The following is a 25,226-nucleotide window of genomic DNA, read 5'->3' as shown; positions in this document are numbered from 1 at the left end:
CGCCGCAGATCACGTGGCCCTGGCAGGCGAAACCGCCGACACGGCCACCTCCGTCAAGGTCAAGCCAGGCGAGACCTCAGCACCGCACTCCACCACGAAGTCACCGAAGAAACTTGCAGGTCGCTGAGTGCGCACCAGCTGTTCAAAGGCCGTTACTCGCTACACCGAGTAACACCGGTGCAAGGCGAAACGGCTGGCCATACGGCGATCTCCGCCTTCAGCGAGCATGCTGGCACCATGGCAGCGGGCAGCAGCAGCGTGTCGCGGACGCGGCAGATCTTCGGCCGGGTGCTGCCTGCACACCTGGCCGCTGGGGGACACGCGGTGCGGAGCGGCCAGCTGCTGGATTGAGTGCCAGACCAGTCGGCGACTGCCAGAAGTGAGGAGGACGGTCCGTGCAGTTCGACGTCACCGGAAAGATCTTGCTCGACCAGATCTACACACAGCCCGATCCACGCGCCTACTTCAACACGCTGCGTGAGCTGGACTACTGCATTCCGCAGCTGGCCAAGCCGTATTTCCAGAAGGTCATCCAGGAATACCGGGAATCCCACGGGGTTCGCGCGCCTACCATCCTCGACCTCGGCTGTTCCTACGGCATCAACGCGGCTTTGTTGAAATGTGACGCCACGATCGACGAGCTCAATGAGCATTACTGCCGTACTGATGCCCGCACGGCAGATCGCGACTGGTTGCTGGCCCGCGACCGGAATCTGGTTCGTTCGCGAAGTCAGCTCAAGGACGTCCGATTCGTCGGACTCGACAACTCCGAACCGGCCCTCTCGTATGCGCTTGCGGCGGGGTTCCTCGACGATGCGGTGCACGCGGATCTGGAAGCGCACGACCCCACCGAACAGCAACGCGTGCTTCTCACCGGAACGGATCTGGTGATTTCGACCGGCTGCATCGGCTACGTCGGCGAACGGACGCTGGCCAGCATCGCCCGGCGGCACCGGCCCTGGATGGCGCACTTCGTGCTGCGGATGTTTCCGATAGAACCGATTGCAGACGGCCTAGCGGCGTTGGGATACGAAAACGTTCCCGTACCCGGTATGTTCAAACAGCGCCGGTTCGCCTCCGCGCAGGAACAATCGCGGGTGCTGGAGACGTTGTCGGCCGCCGGAGTGGATCCGAGCGGACTGGAAGCCGACGGCTGGCTCTACGCCCGGCTCCACCTCTTCCAACCACGCCACGACTGAGAAGAAACCTACGAAGTCGAGGAACTTCAGCTCGATGGCGATGGCGTGCCCGCAGATCAAGCACACTGCCACGGGTTTCCGCAGGCTCACCACCAGCTTTCGCCACACCCAGTCGGTGACCTGGGGTTTCGCTGATCGTTGTGATTAGGCCATGATCGCGGATCGTGCTGTTTCGACTGATGTACATGGCGTCGGTGACCGTCTTCGGTTGGTTGGGGCTGCTCGCCAGGCGTACCGCGGCCAAGGATGTCGAGATCCTGGTCCTACGGCATGAAGTGGCGGTGTTACGCCGCCAGGTCGGCCGTCGGCCTCGCTTATCGTGGCCGGATCGAGCCGTCCTGTCCGCATTGGCTCGCCTACTCCCCCGCACCCTGCGACTGCGACGGATCGTCACACCCACCACGCTCCTGACCTGGCACAGACGCCTGATCGCGAAGAAATGGACGTATCCGCAGAGATCAGGTCGCCCACCGATCACCACCGAAGTCCGCGATCTGATCCTCCGCATGGCTCAGGAAAACCCCAGATGGGGCCACCGGCGCATCCAAGGCGAACTCGTCGGACTGGGACATCACGTCGGAGCGGGCACGATCCGCCGCATCCTCCGAAACTCCCGTATCGGCCCCGCTCCGCGCGAGGCGGACACCTCGTGGCGCAGCTTCCTCCGCGCGCAGGCATCCGGACTGCTCGCCGTCGACTTCTTCCACGTCGACACCATCACTCTTCGTCGGCTGTATGTCCTGTTCGTGATGGAGGTCCGTACTCGCACCGTGCACATACTCGGTGTCACCGCGCATCCGACTGGCACTTGGACCGCGCAGGTCACCCGCAACCTCCTGACCGACCTCGGCGACCGAGCCTCGTCATTCCGGTTCCTCATCCGCGACCGCGACACCAAATAGTCCGAGGACATCAAGGTCATCAAAACTCCGCCACAGACACCACGAGCGAACTGCTACGCCGAGCGATGTCCGCACCGCCCGCGAGGAATGCACCGACCGGCTCCTGATCTACCACGAACGACACGCCCTGACAGTGCTGACCGAATACTCGAACCATTTCAACGCCCATCGTCCACATCAAAGCCTCGACCAACATCCACCCGAGCACGATCCGACCGCCGTGATCTCGCTCAACAAGCCCATCCAGCGCCGCAAGGTCCTCAACGGCTTGATCAACGAATACACTCGAGCCGCTTGACACCGATCAACAAAACCGCTGGTCAACACCCGGAGCGGGTTTTGGCACGGTACAGGGCACGTCTCGAGTGCGATGTCGGCGGTGTACCCGTCGTGGTCCAACTGCACCTCGCGCGTGGTTGCCCAGCCGCGGTTGAGCGCCAGCAGCCCATCGAGGGTGTAGTCCAGCCGCACCCCGGCGTCGGTGACTTCGCTGACCAGTGCCGCGTCCCCGTCGATGAACGCGCGCACCACCACGCTGCGCAGACGCTGTGGGTCGTCGGCGGTCAGCGTACGCAAGTACCCGGCCAGCTCCTTGCCGGCAACGATTTGCTGCCTCTGGTGCGGGGTAACGTCGACGACGACCTGGTCACCGAGCCGGCCGACCACCTCGGCCCACCCCGCGCCGTCCACACCCAGGGCGTTGTAGCGCAACACCAGCGCCGTGCCAGGCCCACACGCGTGCCGGTCAGCCACCTCGTACAGGCGGCGGCGCTTGCGGCGGTAGTGGCCGATGAGATCGCCGACCTCATCCAGAGGTAGGACCACGGCGGGCGGTTGCGGCCCGTACAGCGAGCACGTTTCCAGTACAGGCTCGGCGCTGCGCTGCACAGGCGAGGCCGCGTTCGCCGCCGGGCTTGCCACCGGCCGCGCCTGGAGCACGTGAAGCTTCCCGTGCGCCCAGGCCCACTCGACGTCGGCCTCCCCACCGACGACGTCGCGCAACCGGGCCGCCATGTCCGCGGCATGTTCGGCTGGGGTGCTCGGGTCGGTCACCGGCACGGCGATGACGGAGTGCTCGGGCTCCGCTTGCCCACTGACCAGCGCCTCGGCGCCCCCGGCCACGTGCTCGACCTGAACCTCGCGTCCGTCGGTGACGGCGACGCCGGCCTGTTCGGCGGTGACCATGCTCTGCACGATGACCGCCATCCGTACGACTGGCCGACGCTGACGTGCTCATCACGACCATCGACGGCAACGCCCGCCTGGGAAACCCGATCCCGGTGACCGCCCTGACGAGCGACGAGGCCGTAGAGCTCATTCATCGCCGACTCGACGAGCCTCCCGCCGGGTCCGGTGATCAGGCGCGGCGCCTGGCAGCCAAACTAGAACACTGGCCATCGAACTCGCGACGGGCTTCGTTTATCCCACAGTCCCCCGACAGGCAGGCCCTGTCCTTGGTCCACAACAGCGATCGCTCAAGTCCTGCAAAGTTGGCAGTCGCCTAAGAAACGTTCAGCAGTCATTTTCCGGGCGCGTGAATTGGTGTGGTCAGGGTTGTTCGAGTTTGCCGGCTTCGGTTTTGATGTCGGCCTCGATCTCGGCGCGCTGGTCGGGTACGTCTTCCCACTCGCTTGCCAGGTGAATGAACCCGGTCAGTGATGGTTCGGCGGCCGGGACTTTGCGTGCGAGGCGCCATAGTTGCCGTGCTCCGTCGTAGGGCTCGACCTGGTCTGTCCGGATGGCGGCGGCGACGCTGCGTGCCACGGTGGCCGCGGCGGTTTGATCGTCGAGCGGCCGCGCGCCGAGACCGGTCAGTACCTGGTCGACCAGTGGTTGAAGTTCCTCACGACGAGTGTCGACTGGCGTCAGCGCAGAGATCGCCAAGGCCTCATCCGGCACGGCGGGCGTGCCAGTGAGGCTCGACGCAGCGGCGATTACCTCGTCGGCGTCGGCCATGTCGAGCCGGTAGCGCGCAGCTGCGAGGAGGAACTGGTCGATATCCACGATCTCGTTGTCCTCCTTACTCGTTGGGGAATTTGTGTTTGAATTCTACCCGGTTACCGGTCGGGCCGTGTTCGTACCAGTGTGTTTCGAATGTGCGGCCTTCTTTGTCCGTGTAGCTGGTGCTGGACTTCTTGATCCATTCCTCGGGCTGTCCACCGTGTTCGGCGGCGAGCCGGGGTGCGTCGCGCAGGGGCGTGTTGGTGCCGGCGCCGGCCATCGCCACGCCTTTTTCCGACATCTGGCTTTCTTTGGCTAGCCCGATCGCCAGGTCACGGCCGGAGGTAGCACTGGATGCGGGCGGCCCGTGGTCGACGGCTTCTGCGGTGCGTTCGGCGGCCTTGCCGGCGCGGACGCTCCGTACTGCGGCACCGGCGCCGATGCTTCCGGCGGTCAGCAACCCGTCGAAGCCCAGTTTTCCCAGTGCGCGCCCGGGGTTTCGCGACCACGTGTCCCAGTCCACTGCTGCTTTGGCGAAGGCGACCGGGTTCGTCGCTGCTGCTTTGACCCCGTCTCCGAGGGCGGCCATGTCTCTGCCGTACTGGGCGGGATCGGTGATGAGGCGGGTGGGTGAGATCGTGCCGATGAAGCTGGCTGCTTCGGTCGCGGCGGCACCGACCCCCTTTCCGAACTCTCCGGCGAAGCTTGCGACTTGCTCGAACAGGTTCGGGGCAGCAGGGGCTTGATCACGAGCCGCGGCGACGAGCGCTTGAGCTCGGTCGCCGGCTTCTTTGAGTTGCTGGCGTGCCCGGTTGCGCTGATCGTTGGCGGCGTCCCGGAGTGCCTGGCCCGGGTCGTTCCACGGTAACGACGGCGGTGCCGAGCCAGTCTGGCGCGCCTGGGCCTCGGCTCTCGCGACGTCACCGCGGTACTTGGCGTAGGCATCCTCGGAGAGTTTCTTGCCGTGTTCCCACACGAACGCGGCTTGCTCGGCCTCGCGCTGCGCCCAGCCGAAGACCGCGATGTAGTCGGTCAAGGCGCGCGCCGCCTGGTGCATCGCGTCGCCGCTGGCAAGCCAGCGTGCCGGTTCTCCGTCGAAGTACTCGTGGAAGGCGTCTGCAGCGGGACCGTGCCAGCCGCCCGTATCCAGCTTGCGTAATCCTTCACCGGCCTGGACGAGCGCGTTGCCGATGCGGGTCAAGGTGTCGGCACTACGTTGCAGGATCTCGGGGTTACCGGGGACGAGCAGACGCGGGTTGGTCGTTTCTCCGAGCTCGGCTGTCGCCATGCGTTTCGTCAGTTTCCGTTGAGGTTTTCGGCGATGCCGAGGTCGATTCGCAGGTATTCGCCTGCGGTCTCGTCGAGTCGCTTAGCCAGTTCTTCGCCGTCCTTGATCAGGTAGAACACCCCGTGGTCCCAGCGGTCGCAGAAATCACGGAGTGTGTCTGCGAGGCCGTCGTGTCCGACGACGATGGGATCGGGGTCGACGTCGTTGATGTCCTGCTTGGCCAACTCGTCCATCAGCGTCTGCACGCCGACTGCGGCACTGACCAAAGCATCCAGATCGACACCGAACTGCCCTTCCACGTCACCGTCCTCCTTCCTTCCGGGCACTCGTCTGAGTGGCGGCTCAACCTGCTGGACGAAGCAACTGCCTGAGCAAGTGGATGGATTCGACGGCCACCGAGTGCGGTTCCGACGGGTCAAGAACCACGTTGACGCCCACCGGGAGCAGGCTCACCAAGTCATCGCCCCGCAGACTCGCCCACTCTGCCGTTCCGGTGAAAAGCGCCATTCGCTCGGGAGTGCTGAACACGCTCGCCCACTGCTCGCCGTCGTCGAGCTCAGCCACGAACACCCCGGGCCGCTCGGGACGCTGCACGTAGAGCGTTTCGTGCTGTAGTGCGGCGACGAACTCATCGAGGCTGAGTTCACCGGTACGCACGGCATGCGCCATGCCGACAAGGCCGACCGGGTCTGCGACCACCACACGCCTCCCGAACTTCCATTTGCATGACCAGCTCAGCGAGGTTAGCGAACGCAGCGACGCCGCCGTAGACGTTCCGTACACCTGTGACACGGTCAACCGCACCAAGCCAATTGCTCTCGGGAGCTCATCATCGTCATCGGCCAGCGAGCTTACTCGGCTCAGTCGATACCGCTGCGAGACACAACTGAAGCAGCTCCTCTCCAGGTCGACATGAGCCGACATGAACGAAAACGGGGATGACCGACGGTGCCGGTCATCCCCGCGCAAGCCTCAGCGGCCTTAGCAGGCGGTCACAGCCCGAACGCGAGAGCGATCATGCACTCACGACAAAGAACTGTCGTTCTCCTTCATAAACGCCTCGAAGTCACGCCGTAGGTCTTCATCGACTGCAGGCATCTCTCTCCACCCTGGCCAGTTCACCCTCGCCGAGGCGGGAATCAGCCACGCGCACGATGATGAGCATCCGGCCACGTCGGGACTTGTCAATCAGCAGGGTTCCATCAGGGGCGGTGGAGAGGACCGATTTGTAGGTTTTTCTTCGTGATCGCTCGATGGCCAGTGCCAGCAGCATCGCCGCTGCGAGCCCTACTGGCCACGGCGCGTTGGCCAGAAAACCCATCAAGATCATGACTGGCATCCGTTCGTCGGTCGTTGTTCCGCTGTCATCTCGATATGACCGACGGTCCCCAATACTTCATCTTTGGAGGTTTCTTCCAGGTGAGCGCGGTCGTCCCCGAACTCATCGGCGGGCCGGGGTACGAGCTGACGCCGCTCGCCCAGCACTCGGAGTACATCAAGCGACTGATCGTCAAGCTGGAGAGACCAGTCGGCAGGGACCTATATCTGCGTTGGTACGAGACAGTGCAGGACAGCAAGCTCAACCCCGAGGGTTACGAGCTGGCCCCGGACACCAAGCTCGGCACGTTCCCCGGTTACCAGAACGTCAGGCTCATGCACCACGAGCTCCAGCGCATCATCGCGAACGACGAGCCGAGCTGGAAGGACGCCCTTTCGAGCGTGAAGGGCGTCTATGTCATCACCGACCTAAGCAGCGGCCGGCTATACGTGGGATCTGCTTCGGGCGAGGCGAGCGGCCTGTGGCAGCGGTGGTCCGGCTACGCGCACCTGAGAAACCTGACCGGCGGCAACAGGTGTCCATTCAGGGTCGAAATTCGAATGCCTGGCTAGTTGATCTTTGTGGTCAGGCTGGGGTGACTGGTGGCATCCAGCGGTTGCCGGTGAGGGCGGCATGGATGGCGTCGATGGCGCGTCGCCCGTGGTTGGTGGCGCTGGTCAGGTAGGAACGGACTCGGCAGAACCGGGCCAGGGTGGCCAGGGTGTGCCAGTAGCCGGAGACTTTCTGATGCAATTTCGGGCTTTTCAGCGCTTGCTCGGAGGCGTTGTTGGTCCAAGGCACCGCGAACACCCTGGTGAACAGCCAGACTTGGCCGGCTTTGCCGGCCAGTCGGGTGGCGAGGTTGTAGCCAGGGTGGTTGCCTTTGTCCCAGTCGCGGTAGCGGTTGGTGGCGATTCCCCAAGCGACGGCCTTGTCGTAGCGGGCACGCAGATCGGCCAGCAGGTCGGGGTCGAGGCGATCGGCCCCGGCCGCGTGGGCGTCGGCGACGGCGGTGTGCGCTTCGCGCAGCACCTTGCGGACCGTTGCCGCCCATCCCTGCTGGGTGAGGTGCAGGTCGAGAACGCCTTGCAGGTGGCGGAACAGGTGCGCCACACACTGTTGCACCCCAGCGAGGGTGGGGTCGAACTGGTGCCAGGCGGTGTAATCATCGCGGACGAGATACCCGGTGTATTTGCTGAAAAGCCCGAGGGTGCGCAGTGCTTTTTTGGTGCGTGCCGGCAGTTCCCGGTACCACACCAGCCGTTCATCCGGGGTGCGCACACAGACCACGTGCGGGGCGCCGGGGACCGGTTGGCCGTCCTCGCCAGTGTCGGGGTACGCGATGTTGACCGGTGTTTCGTCCGCGCACAGCACCGGTTCGGCGGCCAGCACGGCACGCATCGCCTCATCGAATCCTGCCTGATCCAACGCCTCGGCGACGCGTTCGTGCGCGCGGGCGACGAACCCGGTCGACACTGCAGCGCCCAGCAGCGCTTCCATCAGCGTCGCGGTGCGCTCCACCGGCACATTCCCGGTCGAGGACAGCAGGACCGCCGCGGCGTTGACGTTCGGCCCGTAGCAGACCGCCCCGGCCTGCCCGAAAGGCACCGCCGCGGTCGTGGTCTTCCCGCAACTGCCACACTGCCGCTTCGGCAGCCGGTACTGCACCCGCCGCAGCCGGATCGGCGGGGTGTCCCAGACCTGCGTCCAGGACATCCCCGCATCCCGGCCCTCGGCCAGATCCGCACTACACCCCGAACATCGCGTCGGTTCGGGCGCGGTCTCGCTGCGATCCGGGTTGACCACCGGCACCAAACCCGACCCTGGATGTCCTTACTGGCCACCGGGCTTGCGGTCCTTCGACCGCACCCGCTGCGAGCGCTGCGCGCGGCGTTTCCCCTTCGCTGCCAGCGAGTCCTGCGATGGCGGCGTTGAGGAATTCGTCGAATCCGTACCCAACCTGCGCTTCAGCTCAGCGTTCTCCGCCCGCAGCCGGGCGTTTTCTGCCTCCAAGGCCTCAACCCGAGGCACCAAGCCCTCAACCAAGGACACCAACTCGTCATACGAGGGCGCGGGCTGCTCCGGTCCGGACACAACCCCAATGATCAACGATCAACCCTGCAAGATCAAGCCAGCCAGCCCGCAACCACAACCCCAGCTCAACCAGACCCTTGAATGGACACAGGGAGCTTGAGGACTTGCGAGCCGAGCTAGGCGACGGGCACATCGTCGACAATTTCCAGTACTCGATCCTGGAGATCTTTGACTCGAAGACGAAGGCAGAGACGATCCTGCTGCGGGAGTCGTTCTTGAAGCTCGCCCTCGACAGCCGCGCGCACGGTATGAACCGGAACTGACGGCAGCAACGTTCATGTCGCTCGTTCGATGCCATGAACGTACGTAGGTCGATGCCTCCAGCCGGCAGGCCGAAGCCCACGTACCGAAAGCTGTGGTGACACGAGACCTCCGACTTGAGCTCGGCAATTATCGCATGTGGTTGGTGCCGACTCCCGCGTTATGCGGGCACCCCGACGCGGGCGGCTAGCCCGCGCAGCTCGGCGCTGGTGCGTCCGGAGACCAGCAAGCCTGTGACCAGGGATTTGACTGCTGGTCTCAGGTGGGTCTCTTCTGGGGCGTGGGATTCGGCGGTCAGGAGTGCACGCAGGCACTGTTCACGCCGTCCCCACTGAGCGAAGGCGGTGGCGATGTCGGTGTAGTAGCGGGCGCGGCGCTCGGTGCTGGGCAGGGTCTGCGGGGCCACCATGCGTGCGGCTGTGAGTGCGGCGGCGGGGTCGCCGGCGGATAGTTCCGCTGAGATCAGGTGCAGCCGCACCGTGGTCGTGCTGAAGCCGCCGTGATCAGGTAGGAGCGTTCTGCCGAGACCGTCGGCAATGGTGGCGGCTTCGGTGGTCAGTTCCCGCATGCCGGCTGCGTCGCCGCATTTCGCGGCGGTGTACGCCGCCGACTGGATGAGCAAGCCGCGTCCGGCGGCGTGTTCCGGTCCGCCGGGTCGCAGTTCTGGGTGCTCGGCTGCGGTCAGGGCGATGTTCATCGCTTGCTCGTACCAGCGGGCTTTGCGTGCCAGGACAGCGAGATGGCGGGCGGCTTCGGCGACGAGGAGTGCGTCGCCGGTGGCCTCGGCGTACTGCCGGGCACGGTCGGCGGCCATCCACCCCAGTTGCTGGTCGTCGAGTTTGATGAGCACGCGCACCACTAGCAGGTAGGTCTGCGCGAGCAGCGTATTGCCATCACCGCCAGCATGCGCATGGCCCGCGTGCAGGAGACGGGGTAGGCGGGTGGCGAGGCTGCCGTAGCGGCATGCGCGGAAATCGGTGTAGGCCCGTGCGAGATCCACCCCGGGCGGGAGCGGGTTATCCGTGCCGGGGTGCAGGCCGAGCATGGCGTCGCGTAGCCGCGTAATGAGCACGGGGCCCAGTGCCGCTTCGCTTACCGGCCCGCCGGTGGTTGTTAGGAGCGGGGCGCCTGCGGCGGTTGCGGCGGTGACTGCGAGGTTCGCCAGCAACTGCCGTCTCCGCACCGGGTCCTCACCGTCCTCTCGTCCGGATCTCTCCTGCACCTTAGAGACTGTTGGGTAACTGGGTGGTTACGCAGCGATGTTGGTTTCGGCGGTGAGTCGGCGGGCGGCTTCGCGTTCGGTGGCGTTGGACCACCGGATGCTCTGGCCGGCGAGCCGGGTGGCCATGAGGCGGATCATCGCGAGTTTGATCATGTTTTCGGAGTTCGCGGTCAGGCGTTCGTAGTCGCGGGCGAGGCGACGGTTGCGGATCAGCCACCCAAAAGTTCGTTCGACCACCCACCTACGTGGTAGCACCTGGAACCCCTTGACATCGTCGCTGCGTTTGACGATTTCCAGTACCAGTCCGAGTTTTTCCTTCGCCCAGGCCAGCAGGCCGTTGACGACGGAGTTGGCGTATCCGCCATCGGCCCACACCAGAGCGATCGAGGGGAACCGGGCCGCCAGGCGTCGCAGGATCTCGCGCCCGCCGCGCTCCGCGCGGTCCTGCACCGATGCGGAGGTGACCATGACGACCAGCAGCAGGCCGAGGGTGTCCACGACCAGGTGCCGTTTGCGGCCTGTCGTTTTCTTGCCCATATCGAACCCGCGTTCCTGCCCTCCCTCGCTGCTTTTGATGGACTGGGCGTCGAGCACGGCCGCCGACGGGTCCGCCGTGCGTCCGGCCTGGCGCCGAACCTGATCGCGCAGCGCGTCGTGGACACGGTCGATCGTGCCGTCGGCACTCCAGTCCCGAAACCAGCGATAGGCCGCGTCCCAGGGCAGCAGATCACGGGGAATCATCCGCCACTGACAACCCGAACGCAGCACGTAGAAGATCCCGTCCAGCACCAGGCGATCGTCGTATTTCCTTGCCATACCGCCCTTTCGGCGGTCTCGTACCGGCATCAACGGCTCCAGGACCGCCCACACCTCATCGGTCAGACTGGACGGATAACATGGGCGGCGATCATCCCCGCCGGTATCGCAGTTGCACACACAACAAGATCACGGCGGGGATGATCTCTTTGTCATCTCGACACACCGACCGTGATCAACATCACGCCACGCTCAGTGTCGCCCCAGTTACCCAACAGTCTCTTAGACGTGGGAAGGCGCGGATAGTCGGCCGGTGCGATCGCGTGTCCGTTCCCGGCCGGACCGGATGTGAGTCCGAGCGCCTGTGGTGCGATTCCCAGAGCGTCGGCGAAGCTCCGCAGCACCGCCACGTCCGTCAACGCGGACACACCACGTTCATAGCGGGAGACCTGCGCGGCTGAAAACCCGGCCAGTTTACCGAGCTGGACTAGCGTTAGACCCTTTTCCTTGCGCTTGCGGCGGATCAGCTCGCCCGGAGCCTCGCTCGCCGCCCATGAGGTTCTGCCCGCACCCATTCGTTTCCGCTCGTAGCCGAGATCGCGCCGCCGACCAACCCTAGCCCCGTGAACGGGGAGTGGCCAGAGGTTTTGCACCGCATGCAAACCGGTTTGCACCTGATGTGAGCACCCCTGCCGCTGACGAGGGCGGGTGCGGTCTCATCCCAGGGCGGGAGGGCAGGTCCCTCGGTTGCAACCACGGCAGGTGCGAAGGGAATTGGCAGCTCTTCTCGCCGCGAACGGGCCGGGTTCACGTCCACACCCGCAGGGTGTCCCGCGGATTCATCGAAACAAGGAGGTCCACGATGTCACCGCCACAGCTTCCCGTGCTGGATAGGCAACTCGGTGGTCGCCGCGTCCTGGTGACCGGTGGATCAGGGTTCATTGGATCCCGGGTGGTCGAGGAACTGTGCCGGGCGGGGGCGCAGGTGGTGTCGGTGGATCGCCGCCGGCCGTGGTGGCGCTCTCCGGTGTCCTGTCGTGTCGAGGAGTGTGACATCCGAACCAACCGGCTGGCTGAGCTGATCGTCGAGTTCGCTCCGCATGTCGTCGTGCACCTGGCTGCGCAGGTCGGTGTGCCGGAGTCGGTGCGGTGCCCCGCGGTCGATGCGGAGGTGAATGTGCACGGCACGATCACTGTCGCCGAAGCCGCCGCTGCTTTCCACCGAGACGTGTCGTCACGGTTCATGCCCGTGGTTTCAGCATCGATCGCCTGAGTAGGCAGCCACCCGCGTCGTTCTTCCGCGACGCGGGGAGATCCCCGAACGCGGCCGGGGTGCCGGTGTCCCCGTCCTGGCATCCCAACCGTTTCCCAAGGAGAGGAAAGCATGTTGAACGAGCTGAGAGCCGTGACGTGCCGTGATCGCACTGGCCAGGATCGTGACGTCGTGGTCGGGCATACCCAGTCGACCGTGTGGCTACGTGTGGCAGGTGAAGAGCGGCTGCTGGACACCACTCAGGCTGAGGCGTTGTACGTCGCGATTGGCGTCCAGATCGCTGCCGTTCAGAGCGCACGGCGCAAGGCGGTGGGGGCGTGAACGATCTGGCGTTCGCCTTGCTGGTCGTGGTGGGCCTTGCCGGAGCTTTGGGAGCGGGTTTGTGGTGGTTGATCACCGGCCCGGCTGAAACGGAAACCCAGCATCTGTTTGCGGAGGGAAAAGAATGAACCGCCTGCTAAAGTCCCTGCCTCGGTCGTTCTCCGAGAAGGTAGCCGAGATCGAGGCAGTGGAGTGGGCGGCGAGCCCGAGCGAGTCTGTGGTGCATTGCCGCCTGCCCGGGGCTGGTGACCTGGCGTGCGGCCACAAACTGGCCGATGAACTGGAGACCTGCACCGGGTATCTCCCCGCGGCCCGCTGGCCGCGCTACCAGCCGCATCTAGCGTGTTTGGCCAGCGCTCCGGCATGGGTCGATGATCTTGTCGAACCGCGCGCTCTACGTCCGTACGCGGAGGAATCGGTGTCGGGGCGGCACGCCATCGAGACGGTGTCGACGCTGCGGATGCCGAACCTGGTGCGGCACATCAAGGCACTTGAATTCTCGATGACCGGGCCGCCAACCAGGACCGGCACAGAGAACGTCCCCGGCAGCAGCTATCTGCCGGGGACGTGCCGAAAGTCTAGCGATACGTCGGTCGTGGAGTGCACCACGCTGCACGAACTGGGGGAGGTCGCGTGACGGCTGTGACTGGGAATCGTGGCTACCACACCAGTCTTTCCAGACCTGGCGATCAGGGTGCAGCCCCATGCCGGACGGTCCAGTACTCCTGTCCCCAGAGCCACAAGTTCGCGGTGCCGTTCTCCGGCGACGCCGACGTGCCGCCGACCTGGGAGTGTCGCATGCACGGCACCGCCTCGAAGCGCATCGACGGCAGCGAACCGGAGCAGAAGAAGGCCAAGCCACCGCGCACTCACTGGGACATGCTGTTGGAGCGGCGCACCATCCCGGAACTTGATGAGCTGCTCAACCAGCGGTTGGCCGCGCTGCGGGGGAAGAAATGAAGAAGACAAGTGACGCGGCGGTCGGTGTCTTGTGGATACCGATCGTCGGCCTCGGAATTGTTCCCATGGCATATCCCCTGGGTATGCCATCGGGTGAGCTGGACGCTGCCGAAAGACTTCGGCGAGAATGTGAATATAGCATTGTGACCCCGTAGGGTCGTCCAAATCTCGGTCCGCTCTGGTGTCGTCATACGGCGGGATCGCGGATCGTGACTGGCTGCTGGCACAACGGTGTGCCAGCAGCCAGGTTCAAAACCCGAGAATGTCTGGAGAAAGACCCATCAAATCAACGCATGAGGCGACCAGCCCTCCGCTGAGTGTGCGGGCTGTCAAATGGATTTGGGTGGCATGCGCGCTGGTCTCGATATCTTCTGGGATCGCCTGCCTTGTACTGGACCCAAATTTTCACGCCGTGAAAATACTTGCGATCGATTGTGTAGCAAATTCTATCGTCTTGCCGTCGGCATTCGCATTGATGCGCCGGGAACACTCGGCGATCGTCATCGTTGCGGCCTTTTCTGGATATAACGTCTGCCGTAGTCTCCTTATTTCCGATACCGTATTTACGGAACCCAGCTACAGTACGGTCGTCGCGCTCGCGCTTAACGTTTTGGGGATGTTCGCGCTGGTTCTTTTACTTATGCCGCAGGCGCAAGAATTTTTCTTGGCTTCTCGCGATGATGGCGAACTTGTGCCGGGCAGCAGCAAACAAGAAGAAGAGGAACAATTGAAGAGCTGAAGCAGTTGGCATCTGAAGCTGCCGCATTTACTGACATCATGACCGGCGCGGGGAAAGATACGACAAACAGAACAGCCGCGCCGACAAAATCAATTCCAATTTCAGGAAAATGGCAATGCAAATCGGACTCTTCACTGCTCCCCAGCACACATGGCTCGGAGGGCTTTTCCTCGCGGCCGACGTCATCGTGCGCATCGGCACCGTGGTCACGCACCGCATTAGCGGTCTCGGCGCGCGACAGCCCCGCGACGCCACCAACGCCCGCAACCAGATCACCCAGCCCCAGTGGCTTTTCAGCGAGCGTGCGCCTTGGTCTACGGCATCACGATGATCTCGGTCGTCTTGGACTGGTCGCACACAGCCATAGGCGTCGTGGTCGGGGTGAGCTACATTCTCGCCGATCTCATCTGCAGCTACTTCCTGACCACACGCATGTACCGATGGCGCGTTGCCCTTGCTGACGTACATGGTTCCCAGCACCCCACCACAGAACGCGACACCACTGGCTCACCGCAGGAACGGTGATGGACGAGACACTGGCCCGGGCCGGCATCTTCCAGGGCGTTGAGCCGGCCGCGGCAGAGGCACTGGCCCAGTCACTGGAACCCGTGGAGTTCCCGCGGGGACACGTGATCTTCGCCGAGGGCGAGCCGGGCGACCGGCTCTACATCATTGCCTCCGGCAAGGTGAAGCTCGGACGCAAGTCACCCGACGGCCGCGAGAACCTGCTGGCGATCATGGGCCCGTCGGACATGTTCGGCGAGCTGTCCATCTTCGATCCGGGGCCGCGCACCTCGACGGCGACCACGGTCACCGCGGTCCGCACACTGAGCATGGACCGCTCAGCCCTCCAGGTATGGATCGGTAAGCGTCAGGAGATCGCCGAGCAGCTGCTGCGAGTCGTCGCGTGCAGGCTGCGCCGGACCAACGGCATGCTGTCCGACCAGATTCTCACCGACGTGCCGGGCCGCGTTGCCAAGGCGTTGCTGCAGCTCTCGCAGCGCTTCGGCAGCCAGGAAGCAGGCCTGCTGCGAGTCACCCACGACCTGACGCAGAAAGAGATCGCGCAGTACGTCGGCGCCTCGCGGGAGACCGTGAACAAGTCGCTGGCGGACTTCGCGCGCCGCGGTTGGCTGCGGCTCGAGGGCAAGAGCGTGCTCATCCTCGACCCCGAGCGGCTGGCCCGCCGCTGCCACTGATCAGCCCCACAACAGGAACGACAACATCAGAACAAATGACCGGAATGCATATCCACAAACGCCCCTCATGGAAACCGGATGAATGGGGTCCGAGCCAGCTTTCTCGTCTGACTCCCGCGCGACGCCGTATCGCCCTGAGCCTGCTTCGTGACTACAACATCGACGAGATCGCAAGAGAAAGATATTTAAGCGCGTACACAGTCAAGTCCCATCTTTGCAGAATCCGCCGCGATCTTAGGGCACGGGACCGCACCCACCTCGTCGCGGCACTATACGAGACTGGGTTCGCGTCCCCCAGTTGGGTGCACCAACAGGTCAACGTAACGTACATGCGCGCAGTTTTCGACGCCCCCTTCAACTTGATTGACACTCCTTTTGATCCAGGTCAGGTAAACCTCTTGCATGATCGGGAAATAAGAACAATCAAACTCGTCACCCAAGGGCTGACCAACCATGCAATCGCAAAACTCGAATACATTGAAGAGGATAGCGTCAAATCGCGCCTAAAAGAGATCAGAAACAAACTGAACCTCAAGAACCGACATTATTTTGCCGTGTTCGCCTACGAGTCCGGATTAGAGCACGTCGAGCTGACGCTGACTCGGTCATCAAATCGACCTACGCCAGCAGGCAGGGGTAAAACATTGCCTATTTCAAAATGAGCCAATCGATGAGGAGCTACTTTTATTCTTAATCGCTACCGAGGCGCCTGCCTGCTTCGCGTGGATCGTAGAAACGACCGCTAGGGCGGGCGCTGCCCCTTCGATTTCAGTAGTTGATGAAGCGCCAGCGCGGAGCGCAGTGCTCCGCGCTGGCTCTCTAACCGAAAACAGGTCGCATGCTTGAGAAAGCCATCGGAGCCGTGATCTTCGTAGTGGTTCTGTGCGTGGGCATACTCGCCCTGGTCGCGCAGGTGCGGATGAACATGGGGGAGTTCTACTCCTTCGCGCGAGCATTCTCCGCCACCACCTACGACGCGGCACAGCTCATCGCTCCTATCGGGGCGCTTTTACAAAAGCGCTGAGGTGCGGATCCCGCATCACTGGCGCACGCCTGTGAGGGTCGAGTCGTCTCGTCGCGCCGGGTCCTGTGGGCGAGACGGCTCCCCGCCTGATGGCCGCTTGATGTCGGTACCTCCGGGGTCCGGCATCACGCGGCACCCGGCCGGCGCGGGCGAGCTGGTGCGATCAGCAAGGCCGAGATCCCGTATCTCCCTGCCGCGTTCACAGCCCAAGGCCATCCGGTCCGGTGCCCCGTCGTGGTCGGTTACGTCATTGGCGGCCGCAACGACCAGGCCAGCGTGCCGCCTTCTTCTTACTTGGGTACCCGGCCAACACTGCGAAGAGAAAGCGAACGGACGAACTGATGGGAATGAGACTGAGAGGGACGTTACCCGCGTTGAAAATCGTTCCGCTGGTCGCCGGGCTGTACGGGGCCTCGGCCTGCATGCCCGCGCAACCGTCCCTACCGGCCGTGCCGCCACTGCCACCACCGTCAAGGAGTGCGCCGGCTCCGCCGGTCACGCCACCACAGCCGCGCGAGTATGACTTCCGATCGATCTGCGTCGACCCTCGGAGCGAGAAACGCTTGGACGACTCCGACTGTGACACTGCACCCGCGCAATACACCGGCAGCACACCGGTGTTGGGTGTGCACCCGTCACCGCAGCGGTTCTGGTATTACTACCGCGCCAACGGCCAGACCGCACCGAAGGTCGGAGACCGGATCACTGGCGGAGGCACTTTCACGACACCGGTCGCGGCTCCTGGCGAACCGGCCCCGGTGATCGGTCGAAAGGGCAGCATCCCGGTCTCCGGTGGCCCCGTGCAACGCGGAGGGTTCGGCATCAATACCAATCCCGGCACGACCTCCGGAACATAGCCCGAACATAGCCACCAGAAAGCGGTCCGCCCGGCGATCGCTGCGGCAGCACCCGGAGACCCGACCTCGCCGTCGTCGTGAGCCGCTCAGCGTGGCATTTGTGCACCGATAAGGCCCGATGGAGAAACGCCTCGCCCGCGGACATCAGCTGCTGGAAGCCGGACGGGATCCGCGCCGACATGGCTGGCTGGAGCTGCCGAACCTGATCTGGGCCACGCGCCACGGGCTGGTGGATAGCCAGACACTGAACGAGAACCTTCCCCTGCACCCCAACTGGCCCTCGGAACTTCGCGAGTTCGCCCAGAGCACCGGCGTCTGGCCTGGCATTGGGTTAATGTGCTGCCTGCACCAGATGCTGTTCCCCCGGGAGATCGATCTCCAGCCGTTCCGGGTCCTGCTTCTGCTCGGGATGACCGACTGCACTTCCGAGGAGCTGCACGCTCTGCAGGTGCCCGACCTGGAGTTCAGCGCCGAAGGCGTACGCATCGTCCAGGCCAAGCAACGCACTGAAAGCATCCGCGCCGACTTTTCGCCTGGCCGACACCACCGACAGGATGCCCGAGGCGCACGGCGACAAGTCGTATCCGGGCCGCGGAGTGTGGGATGTCCCCGGACTGCTGCGGCGCCTGGTAGAAGTCAACGCACTCACTCGCGAGGTGTTCGACTGCGAACCATGGCTGTTCACCGCAGTAGAGTCCCGGAAAAGGGTGCGCATGGACGCCGCGGTCGCCACGTTCCAGGACCCTGGGCGGCGCTTCACCCACTGGCTCGACAGATCGCGCTCGGGCTGCAGCTCAAGCACGCCGCTCGGCGGGCTTTGGCGAATCGCACCACACTCGCCTTGCCGGGAGAGGCCCAGCGTGACGAAATGATCGCCGACTTGCGCAGAAAGTTACGGGAGGCCAGCACCAGGGCGACCGAACTGCGGGGCAAGCTTGATGCGCTGGCCACGGTGACCGCGAACCTCTACTACGAGAATCTCGAGCTGAAGAAGAAATCGTCTGCCAATGCAGAGCGCCGGATCGCCGCCCTGCCTGCGTCGTGCCCCTGGCTGGAGTAACTACTCGGACGCCGAGCTACGCCGGCGATCCTCTCGCAACACGGCGGGGCGTGAACATGGCGCGTGTCGTGCGGTAACGTCCCGTGCGCAGGGTAATGAACTGTTCAGATGCGCCCGGTGTTCGGAGAGTGCTGGTGATCAGTCCGTATGTGCGGCGGCAGCGGTTGGCCGCGGAGTTGTACGAGTTGCGGGATGCCGCCGGGCTGACGCACGCGCAGTTGGCGAAACGGATCGATCAGTCGCGGACGAAGATCACGCGGCTGGAGAACGGGCACACGATCCGTGACGGTCAAGCGGTGGTCATGAAGATCCTCGACGAGCTGGGCGTCAGCGAGGACCGGTGGACCGAGATCATGGCGGTGGCTCGCGACGCCGCCGAGCGCGGCTGGTGGTCCGGGTACGGCAAAGCGATGGGCACCCGGCAGGCGCTGTACGCGGACCTGGAAGCGGGCGCGGCCACGATCCGCGAGTTCCAGCCCTTCATCCCCGGCCTGCTACAGACCGCAGAGTTCGCGTACCAACGGCAGGTCGCGGGTTCTGCGCTGGGATCGGTGACGTTCTCGTCGGAGCGCGCGGTCGAGGCCCGGCAGACCCGCCAACGGATGCTGCGCCGTCCGGATGGGCCTTCGTACGAGGTGGTCCTCGACGAGGTTGCGCTGCGCCGCTTGCCCGCGCCCCCGGACGTGATGGTTCCGCAGGTCGAACATCTCATCGCGGCGGCGTCCGAGGAGAAGGTGACGGTGCGGGTGCTGCCGGTGGACGCGACCATCGACGACTACGCGATCCCGCGTGCCGCGTTCTCCCTCTACACCTACCCCGATCCGGGCGATCCGCGGGTCGCGGCGGTCGACACGGTGACCATCGATCTCGTGCTGACCTCCCTGGGCGACCAGGAACAACTCGACCGCTACAGCAACCTCTACGACCGGCTTCACCACGCAGCCCTGGACCCCGAGGCAAGCAAGGACTTCCTGACCCGGATCGCCGCCGATTTGGGCAGCAAGCAAGGAGCAACAGCATGATCCAGCCTCACACACGGACCCTGATCTGGCTGACGTCCCGTTATTCCAACGACGCGGACAACTGCGTGCAGTGGGCACGAGTCGCCGACGGTGTCCTCGTCGGCGACTCGAAACGCCCAGATGGTCCCACTGTGCTTCTCACGCTGGATGAATGGCGGTCCTTCCTCGGCCGTGTCCGCAGCGACGATGCCGTGGACACGGGCCCGTTGCGGACCATCACCGGCGAGGTGCTCGTCGATGGCCGGACCGGGCCGGTCTGGGCTGTCTGGCACCTATGGCACCCGAGAAGCGGAGTGACTTTACGGTTCACCGCAGGCGAACGCGACGCGTTCCTGCGCGAAGTCCGTGACCACGGCTACGAACGCACGCTCGCGGCGTAAGAGGATGATGTGAGGACCCCGTGATGACCGATCCTTCCTCCTCTGCCCCGACGGCGTATTTGCTGGTCGGGCTTCCCGGTTCGGGGAAGTCGACCTACGCGCGGCGGCTCGAAGACCAGGGCGTGATCCGGCTGAGCGTGGATGAGGTGCTCGCGCAGCGGCATGGCCGCTACGGCATCGACTACCCGCACCCGCGCCACGGAGAGCTGCAGGCCCCGATCCTGGCCGAGCTGACCGACCGCATGGTGACGTTGCTGCGTGAAGGCAGGTCTGTCGCGTTCGATCACGGATTGTGGACGCGAGCGAACCGGGATGCCTACAAGAAGCTCGTCCACGACGCGGGAGCGTCGTGGACGCTGCTGTACTTCGCGGCGCCGAAGGACGTTCTGCTCGCCCGGCTCTCCCAGCGCAACACCGAGGCCGACGACAACGCCGAGGTGTTGAACATCAGTCCGGGCGCGCTCGATGACTTCTATTCCAGGTTCGAGGAGCCCACCGCGGACGAGGCTGCGGAGATCGTGCCGCAGATCTGACGTGGCACCGCTCTACGCGAGCGTCGGGCTCGATGTGGATGTAGGCCAGCCGAACCGGGTGCCGTGCGGTAGGCCTCGATCCCGGCAGCCGGGTACGGGACCATGTCGCGGGGCAGGGCATCCAGCGCGAACCAACCGAGTGACCAGCACTTGTCCGGTTCGCGGTTGGTCGGCTCTCCGATCCACTGCCGTGCGGTGAAGAACAGGCCGATGCGTGAATCCGGGCCGGAACCGGCGACGTGCACGGTGTGCACGTGCTCGAGATCGGCCGGGTCGATGAGCACGCCCACTTCTTCGGCGGCCTCGCGTCCCGCCGCGTGCAGGACGTCCTCGCCCACGTCGAGTTTCCCGACGGCGCGTGCCAGAACCTGTCGAAATCGCCACCTCGGCGCTGACTCAGCAGCAGCTCGCCGTCGCGGACGAGTAGCACGTGGACATCGACGAACGGGTAAGCCGGGACAGCACCGGAACCTCTTTCATGTGGGTGGGCAGCGGATCTGATGTGCTCGCCGACGCCAAGGCGGCGAAGGCCTCGGCGAGTCACCCTGTTTCGGAGTGACTGTGCGGTGGGCTCCACCCTTGGACGACGTCCAGCACCCGAGCACGCCACCAGCTCGGCAGCCGGTCGAGGGTCACGGGTGTGAAACCGACAGTGTCTCCGGTGACATCCACGCGGCCGAGATGGGCGTCAAGGTGATCGAGCAGGCGCTGCGCCTCGGTCCGGACCGCTGGGGTCGTCTCTCGCCAGGTGCCGGTGGTGAAGTGGCGGACCCGCGTGCGGAGTTCGGCCTCGACGCCATGGCGCCATTTGAAGTGGTGGACCGGGATCGTGGAGCCGGCGGGCGGGCGATACCCGGGCGCGCGGTGGTTACCGGAGGCGACAGGGACGCTGGGGTGGGTGAGCACGATCTTGCGTGGGTCGCCGCGCAGTAGGTAGTGGGTGAGCAGCCCACCGAGCGGATAGGTCTGATCGAGCCCGACCTCCGGCGACCATCGTGGAAAGCCGCCGTCGGCGGCGAGACGGTCCAGCAGAATCCCGCCGAGAACGCCGTTTCCGGCTTCGACGGTAGCGATCGACATCGACAGCCCGCCGGGGTGGTGCTGGAATTCGTCGGCGTCGGCCAGCAAGTGCCAGCCGTAGGGCACATGCGCACGGAGCCGGTCGCGTAGGTCGCTGTTGAGCTGCTCGTGCCACGGGCCGTCGGCCAGCACCAGCGGTCCTTTCCCGCAGTGTTCGCGTAGCACCGTCACCAGTTCCGCGCGCCGATCCTTGCTGGTCTCGTCGGGGGCGTGCAGGGCGATCGCGAAGTCGTCGACCCCGAGCCCCCGGTAGTGTTCGCACCACGCGGTCAGCAGCGCGGGTTCGACGGGGCCGATGACGGCGATCATCGTGACCGGGCCTTTCATCGCGCACCGTCCTGTGTGATCAGACTGCCGAGCAGAATGGTGTAGTAGTCCAGCGTCTCGTCCGGGGTGGCCAGTCCCAGCAGCGCTGGAGTGGCCGGGCCTGGGCGAGGCGGTCGTGCCGTGACCGCGGCCGTGATCGCGCGGGCAAGATCGGTCGGATCGTCGGCGGGAAACACGTGCAGCCACGGCGGGATACCGAGCCGTGTCAGGCGGCCGGTGAGGTCGGGGTCGTGGTCGGAGACCGCGAGTGGGACGCCGTAGCGCAGGGCATCGCAGACCAGCCCGGATTCGGTGACCACACCCGGACGGCGGGCGACGAGCAGGAGATCGGTCACCGCGTAGATCGTCCGCAGCGCGATCTCGTCGAAGGCTTGGTGCCGGACGTGCAGCCTCGGCCCCAGCATCGTTTTCCAGCGTGCCAATCGGTTCTCCTCGAGCGGGCTTCCGGCGACCAGAACCACCGGAGCACTGGAAAGCTCACGCAAGGCGTGCTCGATGATGTCGAGGTCCTTGTGCGGCCACCAGCCGCCGACCAACGTCACCACAGTCTGTTGATCGCCGAGCCCCAGCGCGTGGCGGGCTTCGGTGCGTTCGTCGTCGGTGAGGCGGTCCCGATACTCGTGGAGAGCGAAAGGCCGCACGACCACCGGTAGGCCGGGGTGTTCGGCGGCGAGTTTCGCGCGGATGCCGTGCGTGGGGCACAGCGTGACGACACGGTCGGCGTGCCGGCGTGTGGCGCGGGCGAGCAGGCGGAGCGGGCGGTCGGCGGTCGTGATGACGTCGTGCACGATCCGCACATGCGGCCCGCCCAGCAGCGCTGCCAGGCCAGGGAGTCCTTCGCTGGCGGTCAACACCACCGGCACCGCCCCGGGCTCGCGGTGCGCTACGCGGACGGCGGCGGCTTCGGCCAGTGCGCGGGCGAGCAGGGTCAGTTGGTGCGGGAACCGCCGGTGTCCCGGAAGTCGTCGCGCGGCCGCGCCGGCGGGCGTGATCAGCCGGGCGAGACGCCAGAGCGCCCGAGCGCCCCGTGCCCGAACCGGTGGAGCGGTCAGCACCGTCGCGCCCGTCTGGACCAAGGCGTCGCGGGCGGTGGCGTCGACCCCGTCGAGCGTGAGCACCGTGACCGCACGGTCCTGGACTCCAGCGGCACGGGTCAAGGCGCATGCGGCGCGATACCAATGCCCGCCCATGCTGGTTGCGTCACGCTCGATCAGCACCAGCGGCGCGTTCTCGCCGGTCATGAGGCGGCTTCTGTAGCGGCGTGCAGGCGGGTGAAGCGGGCGTCGAGCCAATGCGGATCGTTGATCTGTGCCCATTCCGCCGCATCGTCACCGGTCTCACGGGCGAACGCGATCCCGTCGGCGGCGCCCTGCCGAGCCCATCGACCGTAGGGGCCGCGGCCGATCTCGGTCCATGCCTGTAGCCACTCGGCCGCCTGGTCGGTGGTGATGCGGCCGTAGTCGCAGCCGTGGGTGAGCATCGCGCATTCGCGGAATCCCGCCCGCCAAGCATGCCGGGGACTGGCGTCAAACGCGGTGTCGCCCGCGATCTCCCTACTGAACTCCGGGGCGCCGGGCAGATCGGCCAGCACGTCGGCCGCGCCCCCAGCCAGCGGCAAGGCCCGAAACGCGCTGCGGCGGCAGAGTTTCAAACCTCCGTAGCCATACACCAGGTTGTTGACGGGGTTCCGGGTCCGCCACACTCGCATCGGCGCCCGCACGCCCAGCGGCGACACCGAATCGGGGTCGAAAGCCGAGTCGATGGCAAGGTCGGCGTCGGCGAGGAAGAACTCTTCCGTGGTAGCCCTCTCCCCGCACGTGCGGTAGGCCCGCCGCATTCCCCGGACCCCGTGCACGCGGATCACGTGACCGAAGACCGTGGCCAGGCGCTGGTGATGTTCCTCGGCGCGGGGTTCGTCGTAGGACAGCAGCACGCACACGCGCTCGGTGTTCATACGAGCACCTCCAGCATCCGCGACGCCGTCGCCTTCGGGGTGAGGACATCGGTGAACTCCCGCGCCGCCGTGCTGTGGCGGATCCAGAACTCGGTGTCGTTACTCAACCGGCGCGCGATGTCGACGGCCTCGCCGACGTCGTCGAACAGCAGCTCAGGGTCGACGGCCTCGGCCAGCCAGCCCAGACGCGGCGCGATGACCGGCACACCCATCGCTTGGCAATCGATGACCGACATCGACCAGATCACCCCGGGCCGGAACGGAGCGAGCGCGAAACGCGCGTCGGCCAGCATCGAGCGGTAGCGGTCGCGGTCGCCGCCGTCGCTGACCACCTCGACACCGTCCACACCAGACAGTTCCCGTCGGTAGCGCTCCGGGCTGGAATCCAGCGTCGTGCGTCCGCGCCGGCGGGCGCCAAACAAGTCCAGGACCCGGATCCGCGCGGCGTTCTCGATGGTCAGACGGCGGGCGAGGTCGACAAACCGGCCCGTTCCGTAGTGCGCGTAGAGCCGGTGGTTGTACACGGCAACCGGCTCACCGGCGGGCGGTGTAAGGACACCGTCGCGGACCACGCGCGGGTCGCGGGCCGGCATCACGACCCGCAGCCGGTCACCGAGATCGACGCCGAGCTGCGCCGCCGCGCCGAGAATCCACTCAAACGAGGTCCGCGAGTGCACCAGCACCCGGTCACAGGCACGGAGTCCGGACAGGAAATACAGGGCCACCGACATACCCAGATCAGCGTCACCGAGCGACGGATCGAGCACGATCTCCCCCGCCGCGTCCAAGTGAAACGGCACATAGTGGCAGTACCCGGCCAGCACATGATCGGCGCAGCCGGTCTCCAACATCGCCGCCCGCACCCCGGGTGCCGTCTCGACCTGGTTGGCGAACACCACCTCCGGCCGTGTCTGCCGCAGCAGCCTGACGACCTCGTCGATGTCCAGCGCGAACCGCGCCCGGTACTTCGTCGACGGCACCCCGGTCCGTAACGACCGCACCCGCGCATCCGGCAGCTCGGCTGGGCAGCCGATCGACACCTCCACACCGGCATCCACCAGTGCGGGCAACAGCACCGACGCGAAGATCCACCCCGAATCCGACGACAGCCGATCCGGATTCGACACGTTGAGCAAATACAGCAACGACCCTGGCATTGACCCCACACCTCTCCAAGAAATGAACAGTTCAGTGATCAGAACTGTCGGAAGTGTTGCGCTGTTCGGGAGACGAGGCAAGGGTCGACGACCTCAGCGCGCCCGACGACACCCGAATGGACGTGTCGGAGCCCCCGTACTGTTGGCCGGCTCACGTCGGGCGAGAGGTAACGACACAGCGGTCAGCCGGTCGCCATCTCCCCGCCTCGGCCAACAGAGGGCTGCGATAACCGACGACTCCGCGGCCTCTGACCAGCTCGGCCACTGAAACAGGCATCTGCACCCGGCTGCGATGGTCACGAAAAGACAACGCTTCCTGCCGACTTCTGAGACACTCACCGCGCGGTTCGCGGCGGATC

At 65.3% G+C, this 25,226-nt stretch carries 33 protein-coding genes and 2 pseudogenes; 20 read left to right on the top strand and 15 right to left on the bottom strand.

Annotated features, from left to right (window positions below; translation table 11 throughout):
- Positions 1–135: 135 nt before the first annotated feature.
- The 3 genes and pseudogenes from ACRXBZ_RS39230 to ACRXBZ_RS39220 form a co-directional block, all read left to right on the top strand.
- A pseudogene (locus ACRXBZ_RS39230) lies at positions 136–351 on the top strand (HalD/BesD family halogenase); the annotation flags it as partial.
- Positions 352–395: 44 nt separating this feature from the next.
- Positions 396–1,199 (top strand): class I SAM-dependent methyltransferase, encoded by an 804-nt coding sequence (locus ACRXBZ_RS39225; RefSeq protein WP_433882538.1) that lies wholly within the window; start codon positions 396–398, stop codon positions 1,197–1,199.
- Between the two features lie 164 nt (positions 1,200–1,363).
- The gene (locus ACRXBZ_RS39220) at positions 1,364–2,101 is read left to right on the top strand and encodes a helix-turn-helix domain-containing protein (RefSeq protein WP_433883385.1); all 738 of its coding nucleotides are present in this window, start codon (positions 1,364–1,366) and stop codon (positions 2,099–2,101) included.
- Between the two features lie 177 nt (positions 2,102–2,278).
- Here the strand turns inward: ACRXBZ_RS39220 and ACRXBZ_RS39215 are convergent, their stop codons facing one another.
- The 6 genes from ACRXBZ_RS39215 to ACRXBZ_RS39190 form a co-directional block, all read right to left on the bottom strand.
- Positions 2,279–3,295: a hypothetical protein gene (locus tag ACRXBZ_RS39215; RefSeq protein ID WP_433883384.1), complete on the bottom strand. Its 1,017-nt coding sequence runs from the start codon at positions 3,293–3,295 to the stop codon at positions 2,279–2,281.
- A 354-nt stretch (positions 3,296–3,649) separates the two neighbouring features.
- Positions 3,650–4,105: a hypothetical protein gene (locus tag ACRXBZ_RS39210; RefSeq protein WP_433883383.1), complete on the bottom strand. Its 456-nt coding sequence runs from the start codon at positions 4,103–4,105 to the stop codon at positions 3,650–3,652.
- A gap of 16 nt (positions 4,106–4,121) precedes the next feature.
- Positions 4,122–5,330 (bottom strand): putative T7SS-secreted protein, encoded by a 1,209-nt coding sequence (locus tag ACRXBZ_RS39205; RefSeq protein WP_433883382.1) that lies wholly within the window; start codon positions 5,328–5,330, stop codon positions 4,122–4,124.
- Positions 5,331–5,338: 8 nt separating this feature from the next.
- Entirely contained in the window at positions 5,339–5,629 is a 291-nt protein-coding gene (locus ACRXBZ_RS39200) for a hypothetical protein (protein WP_433883381.1), read from the bottom strand.
- 43 nt (positions 5,630–5,672) lie between these two features.
- The gene (locus ACRXBZ_RS39195) at positions 5,673–6,029 is read right to left on the bottom strand and encodes an SseB family protein (RefSeq protein WP_433883380.1); all 357 of its coding nucleotides are present in this window, start codon (positions 6,027–6,029) and stop codon (positions 5,673–5,675) included.
- Positions 6,030–6,411: 382 nt separating this feature from the next.
- Entirely contained in the window at positions 6,412–6,660 is a 249-nt protein-coding gene (locus ACRXBZ_RS39190) for a hypothetical protein (RefSeq protein ID WP_433883379.1), read from the bottom strand.
- 89 nt (positions 6,661–6,749) lie between these two features.
- Here ACRXBZ_RS39190 and ACRXBZ_RS39185 point away from each other — a divergent pair, with 89 nt between their 5' ends.
- Positions 6,750–7,220: a GIY-YIG nuclease family protein gene (locus ACRXBZ_RS39185; protein WP_433883378.1), complete on the top strand. Its 471-nt coding sequence runs from the start codon at positions 6,750–6,752 to the stop codon at positions 7,218–7,220.
- A 13-nt stretch (positions 7,221–7,233) separates the two neighbouring features.
- Here the strand turns inward: ACRXBZ_RS39185 and tnpC are convergent.
- Positions 7,234–8,742: pseudogene (gene tnpC, locus ACRXBZ_RS39180) on the bottom strand (IS66 family transposase).
- A 104-nt stretch (positions 8,743–8,846) separates the two neighbouring features.
- Here tnpC and ACRXBZ_RS39175 point away from each other — a divergent pair.
- The gene (locus tag ACRXBZ_RS39175; protein ID WP_433883377.1) at positions 8,847–9,005 is read left to right on the top strand and encodes a GIY-YIG nuclease family protein; all 159 of its coding nucleotides are present in this window, start codon (positions 8,847–8,849) and stop codon (positions 9,003–9,005) included.
- A 158-nt stretch (positions 9,006–9,163) separates the two neighbouring features.
- On the opposite strand, the gene ACRXBZ_RS39170 is transcribed toward ACRXBZ_RS39175, so the two are convergent.
- The 3 genes from ACRXBZ_RS39170 to ACRXBZ_RS39160 form a co-directional block, all read right to left on the bottom strand.
- Positions 9,164–10,186, bottom strand: a complete 1,023-nt coding sequence (locus ACRXBZ_RS39170; protein ID WP_433883376.1) for an XRE family transcriptional regulator — start codon at positions 10,184–10,186, stop codon at positions 9,164–9,166.
- Positions 10,187–10,252: 66 nt separating this feature from the next.
- The gene (locus ACRXBZ_RS39165) at positions 10,253–11,161 is read right to left on the bottom strand and encodes an IS5 family transposase (RefSeq protein ID WP_433877464.1); all 909 of its coding nucleotides are present in this window, start codon (positions 11,159–11,161) and stop codon (positions 10,253–10,255) included.
- A gap of 32 nt (positions 11,162–11,193) precedes the next feature.
- Entirely contained in the window at positions 11,194–11,556 is a 363-nt protein-coding gene (locus ACRXBZ_RS39160) for a helix-turn-helix domain-containing protein (RefSeq protein ID WP_433883375.1), read from the bottom strand.
- Positions 11,557–11,843: 287 nt separating this feature from the next.
- Between ACRXBZ_RS39160 and ACRXBZ_RS39155 the strand changes: the two genes are divergently transcribed.
- The 14 genes from ACRXBZ_RS39155 to ACRXBZ_RS39090 all read left to right on the top strand — a co-directional run bounded on the left by ACRXBZ_RS39155 (position 11,844) and on the right by ACRXBZ_RS39090 (position 20,349).
- Positions 11,844–12,254, top strand: coding sequence for an NAD-dependent epimerase/dehydratase family protein (locus ACRXBZ_RS39155; protein WP_433883374.1), 411 nt, complete (start codon positions 11,844–11,846; stop codon positions 12,252–12,254).
- Positions 12,255–12,365: 111 nt separating this feature from the next.
- A complete protein-coding gene (locus tag ACRXBZ_RS39150; protein WP_433883373.1) occupies positions 12,366–12,575 on the top strand; it encodes a hypothetical protein in 210 nt (69 codons plus the stop codon).
- Complete coding sequence (locus ACRXBZ_RS39145) at positions 12,572–12,703, top strand: hypothetical protein (RefSeq protein WP_433878674.1); 132 nt, start codon at positions 12,572–12,574, stop codon at positions 12,701–12,703. Before ACRXBZ_RS39150 ends, ACRXBZ_RS39145 begins: the two co-directional genes overlap by 4 nt.
- Positions 12,700–13,212 (top strand): hypothetical protein, encoded by a 513-nt coding sequence (locus tag ACRXBZ_RS39140; RefSeq protein WP_433883372.1) that lies wholly within the window; start codon positions 12,700–12,702, stop codon positions 13,210–13,212. Before ACRXBZ_RS39145 ends, ACRXBZ_RS39140 begins: the two co-directional genes overlap by 4 nt.
- Positions 13,213–13,217: 5 nt before the next feature.
- Positions 13,218–13,535 (top strand): RNA polymerase-binding protein RbpA, encoded by a 318-nt coding sequence (locus ACRXBZ_RS39135; protein WP_433884106.1) that lies wholly within the window; start codon positions 13,218–13,220, stop codon positions 13,533–13,535.
- Positions 13,536–13,716: 181 nt separating this feature from the next.
- Positions 13,717–14,274: a hypothetical protein gene (locus tag ACRXBZ_RS39130; protein WP_433883371.1), complete on the top strand. Its 558-nt coding sequence runs from the start codon at positions 13,717–13,719 to the stop codon at positions 14,272–14,274.
- A 115-nt stretch (positions 14,275–14,389) separates the two neighbouring features.
- Positions 14,390–14,605 (top strand): hypothetical protein, encoded by a 216-nt coding sequence (locus ACRXBZ_RS39125; protein ID WP_433883370.1) that lies wholly within the window; start codon positions 14,390–14,392, stop codon positions 14,603–14,605.
- Between the two features lie 193 nt (positions 14,606–14,798).
- Positions 14,799–15,473 carry a Crp/Fnr family transcriptional regulator gene (locus tag ACRXBZ_RS39120; RefSeq protein ID WP_433883369.1) on the top strand — a complete coding sequence of 225 codons (675 nt, stop codon included), beginning with the start codon at positions 14,799–14,801 and terminating at the stop codon, positions 15,471–15,473.
- 35 nt (positions 15,474–15,508) lie between these two features.
- Positions 15,509–16,135, top strand: coding sequence for a response regulator transcription factor (locus ACRXBZ_RS39115; RefSeq protein WP_433883368.1), 627 nt, complete (start codon positions 15,509–15,511; stop codon positions 16,133–16,135).
- 176 nt (positions 16,136–16,311) lie between these two features.
- The gene (locus tag ACRXBZ_RS39110) at positions 16,312–16,497 is read left to right on the top strand and encodes a hypothetical protein (protein ID WP_433878680.1); all 186 of its coding nucleotides are present in this window, start codon (positions 16,312–16,314) and stop codon (positions 16,495–16,497) included.
- A gap of 975 nt (positions 16,498–17,472) precedes the next feature.
- The gene (locus ACRXBZ_RS39105; protein WP_433883367.1) at positions 17,473–18,414 is read left to right on the top strand and encodes a hypothetical protein; all 942 of its coding nucleotides are present in this window, start codon (positions 17,473–17,475) and stop codon (positions 18,412–18,414) included.
- 134 nt (positions 18,415–18,548) lie between these two features.
- Complete coding sequence (locus ACRXBZ_RS39100) at positions 18,549–19,436, top strand: helix-turn-helix domain-containing protein (protein ID WP_433878682.1); 888 nt, start codon at positions 18,549–18,551, stop codon at positions 19,434–19,436.
- The gene (locus tag ACRXBZ_RS39095) at positions 19,433–19,816 is read left to right on the top strand and encodes a DUF397 domain-containing protein (RefSeq protein WP_433878683.1); all 384 of its coding nucleotides are present in this window, start codon (positions 19,433–19,435) and stop codon (positions 19,814–19,816) included. The genes ACRXBZ_RS39100 and ACRXBZ_RS39095 overlap by 4 nt, the downstream gene beginning before the upstream one ends.
- A gap of 23 nt (positions 19,817–19,839) precedes the next feature.
- A complete protein-coding gene (locus ACRXBZ_RS39090) occupies positions 19,840–20,349 on the top strand; it encodes a P-loop nucleotide/nucleoside kinase family protein (protein ID WP_433878684.1) in 510 nt (169 codons plus the stop codon).
- Here ACRXBZ_RS39090 and ACRXBZ_RS39085 read toward each other — a convergent pair.
- Entirely contained in the window at positions 20,289–20,687 is a 399-nt protein-coding gene (locus ACRXBZ_RS39085) for an NUDIX domain-containing protein (RefSeq protein ID WP_433883366.1), read from the bottom strand. The genes ACRXBZ_RS39090 and ACRXBZ_RS39085 overlap by 61 nt on opposite strands.
- Before the next feature lie 92 nt (positions 20,688–20,779).
- On the opposite strand from ACRXBZ_RS39085, the gene ACRXBZ_RS39080 reads away from it, so the two are divergent.
- Positions 20,780–20,908 carry a hypothetical protein gene (locus tag ACRXBZ_RS39080; protein WP_433878686.1) on the top strand — a complete coding sequence of 43 codons (129 nt, stop codon included), beginning with the start codon at positions 20,780–20,782 and terminating at the stop codon, positions 20,906–20,908.
- Here the strand turns inward: ACRXBZ_RS39080 and ACRXBZ_RS39075 are convergent.
- Genes ACRXBZ_RS39075 through ACRXBZ_RS39060 form a run of 4 tightly spaced genes read right to left on the bottom strand, consistent with a single transcriptional unit; the run spans position 20,890 to position 24,867 of the window.
- On the bottom strand, positions 20,890–21,756 hold the full coding sequence (locus tag ACRXBZ_RS39075; RefSeq protein ID WP_433883365.1) for a glycosyltransferase family protein: 867 nt from the start codon (positions 21,754–21,756) through the stop codon (positions 20,890–20,892). The two genes, ACRXBZ_RS39080 and ACRXBZ_RS39075, sit on opposite strands and share 19 nt — an antisense overlap.
- Positions 21,753–22,997 (bottom strand): glycosyltransferase family protein, encoded by a 1,245-nt coding sequence (locus tag ACRXBZ_RS39070; protein WP_433883364.1) that lies wholly within the window; start codon positions 22,995–22,997, stop codon positions 21,753–21,755. Before ACRXBZ_RS39070 ends, ACRXBZ_RS39075 begins: the two co-directional genes overlap by 4 nt.
- Positions 22,994–23,710, bottom strand: coding sequence for a hypothetical protein (locus tag ACRXBZ_RS39065; protein ID WP_433883363.1), 717 nt, complete (start codon positions 23,708–23,710; stop codon positions 22,994–22,996). Before ACRXBZ_RS39065 ends, ACRXBZ_RS39070 begins: the two co-directional genes overlap by 4 nt.
- Positions 23,707–24,867: a glycosyltransferase family protein gene (locus ACRXBZ_RS39060; RefSeq protein ID WP_433883362.1), complete on the bottom strand. Its 1,161-nt coding sequence runs from the start codon at positions 24,865–24,867 to the stop codon at positions 23,707–23,709. Before ACRXBZ_RS39060 ends, ACRXBZ_RS39065 begins: the two co-directional genes overlap by 4 nt.
- Positions 24,868–25,226 lie beyond the last annotated feature (359 nt).

The organism is Saccharopolyspora hattusasensis (assembly GCF_050972075.1).
Taxonomy (GTDB): Bacteria; Actinomycetota; Actinomycetes; order Mycobacteriales; family Pseudonocardiaceae; genus Saccharopolyspora; species Saccharopolyspora hattusasensis.
The sequence above is the reverse complement of the archived record's forward strand: the minus strand, read 5'-3'. Positions and strand labels throughout refer to the sequence as shown.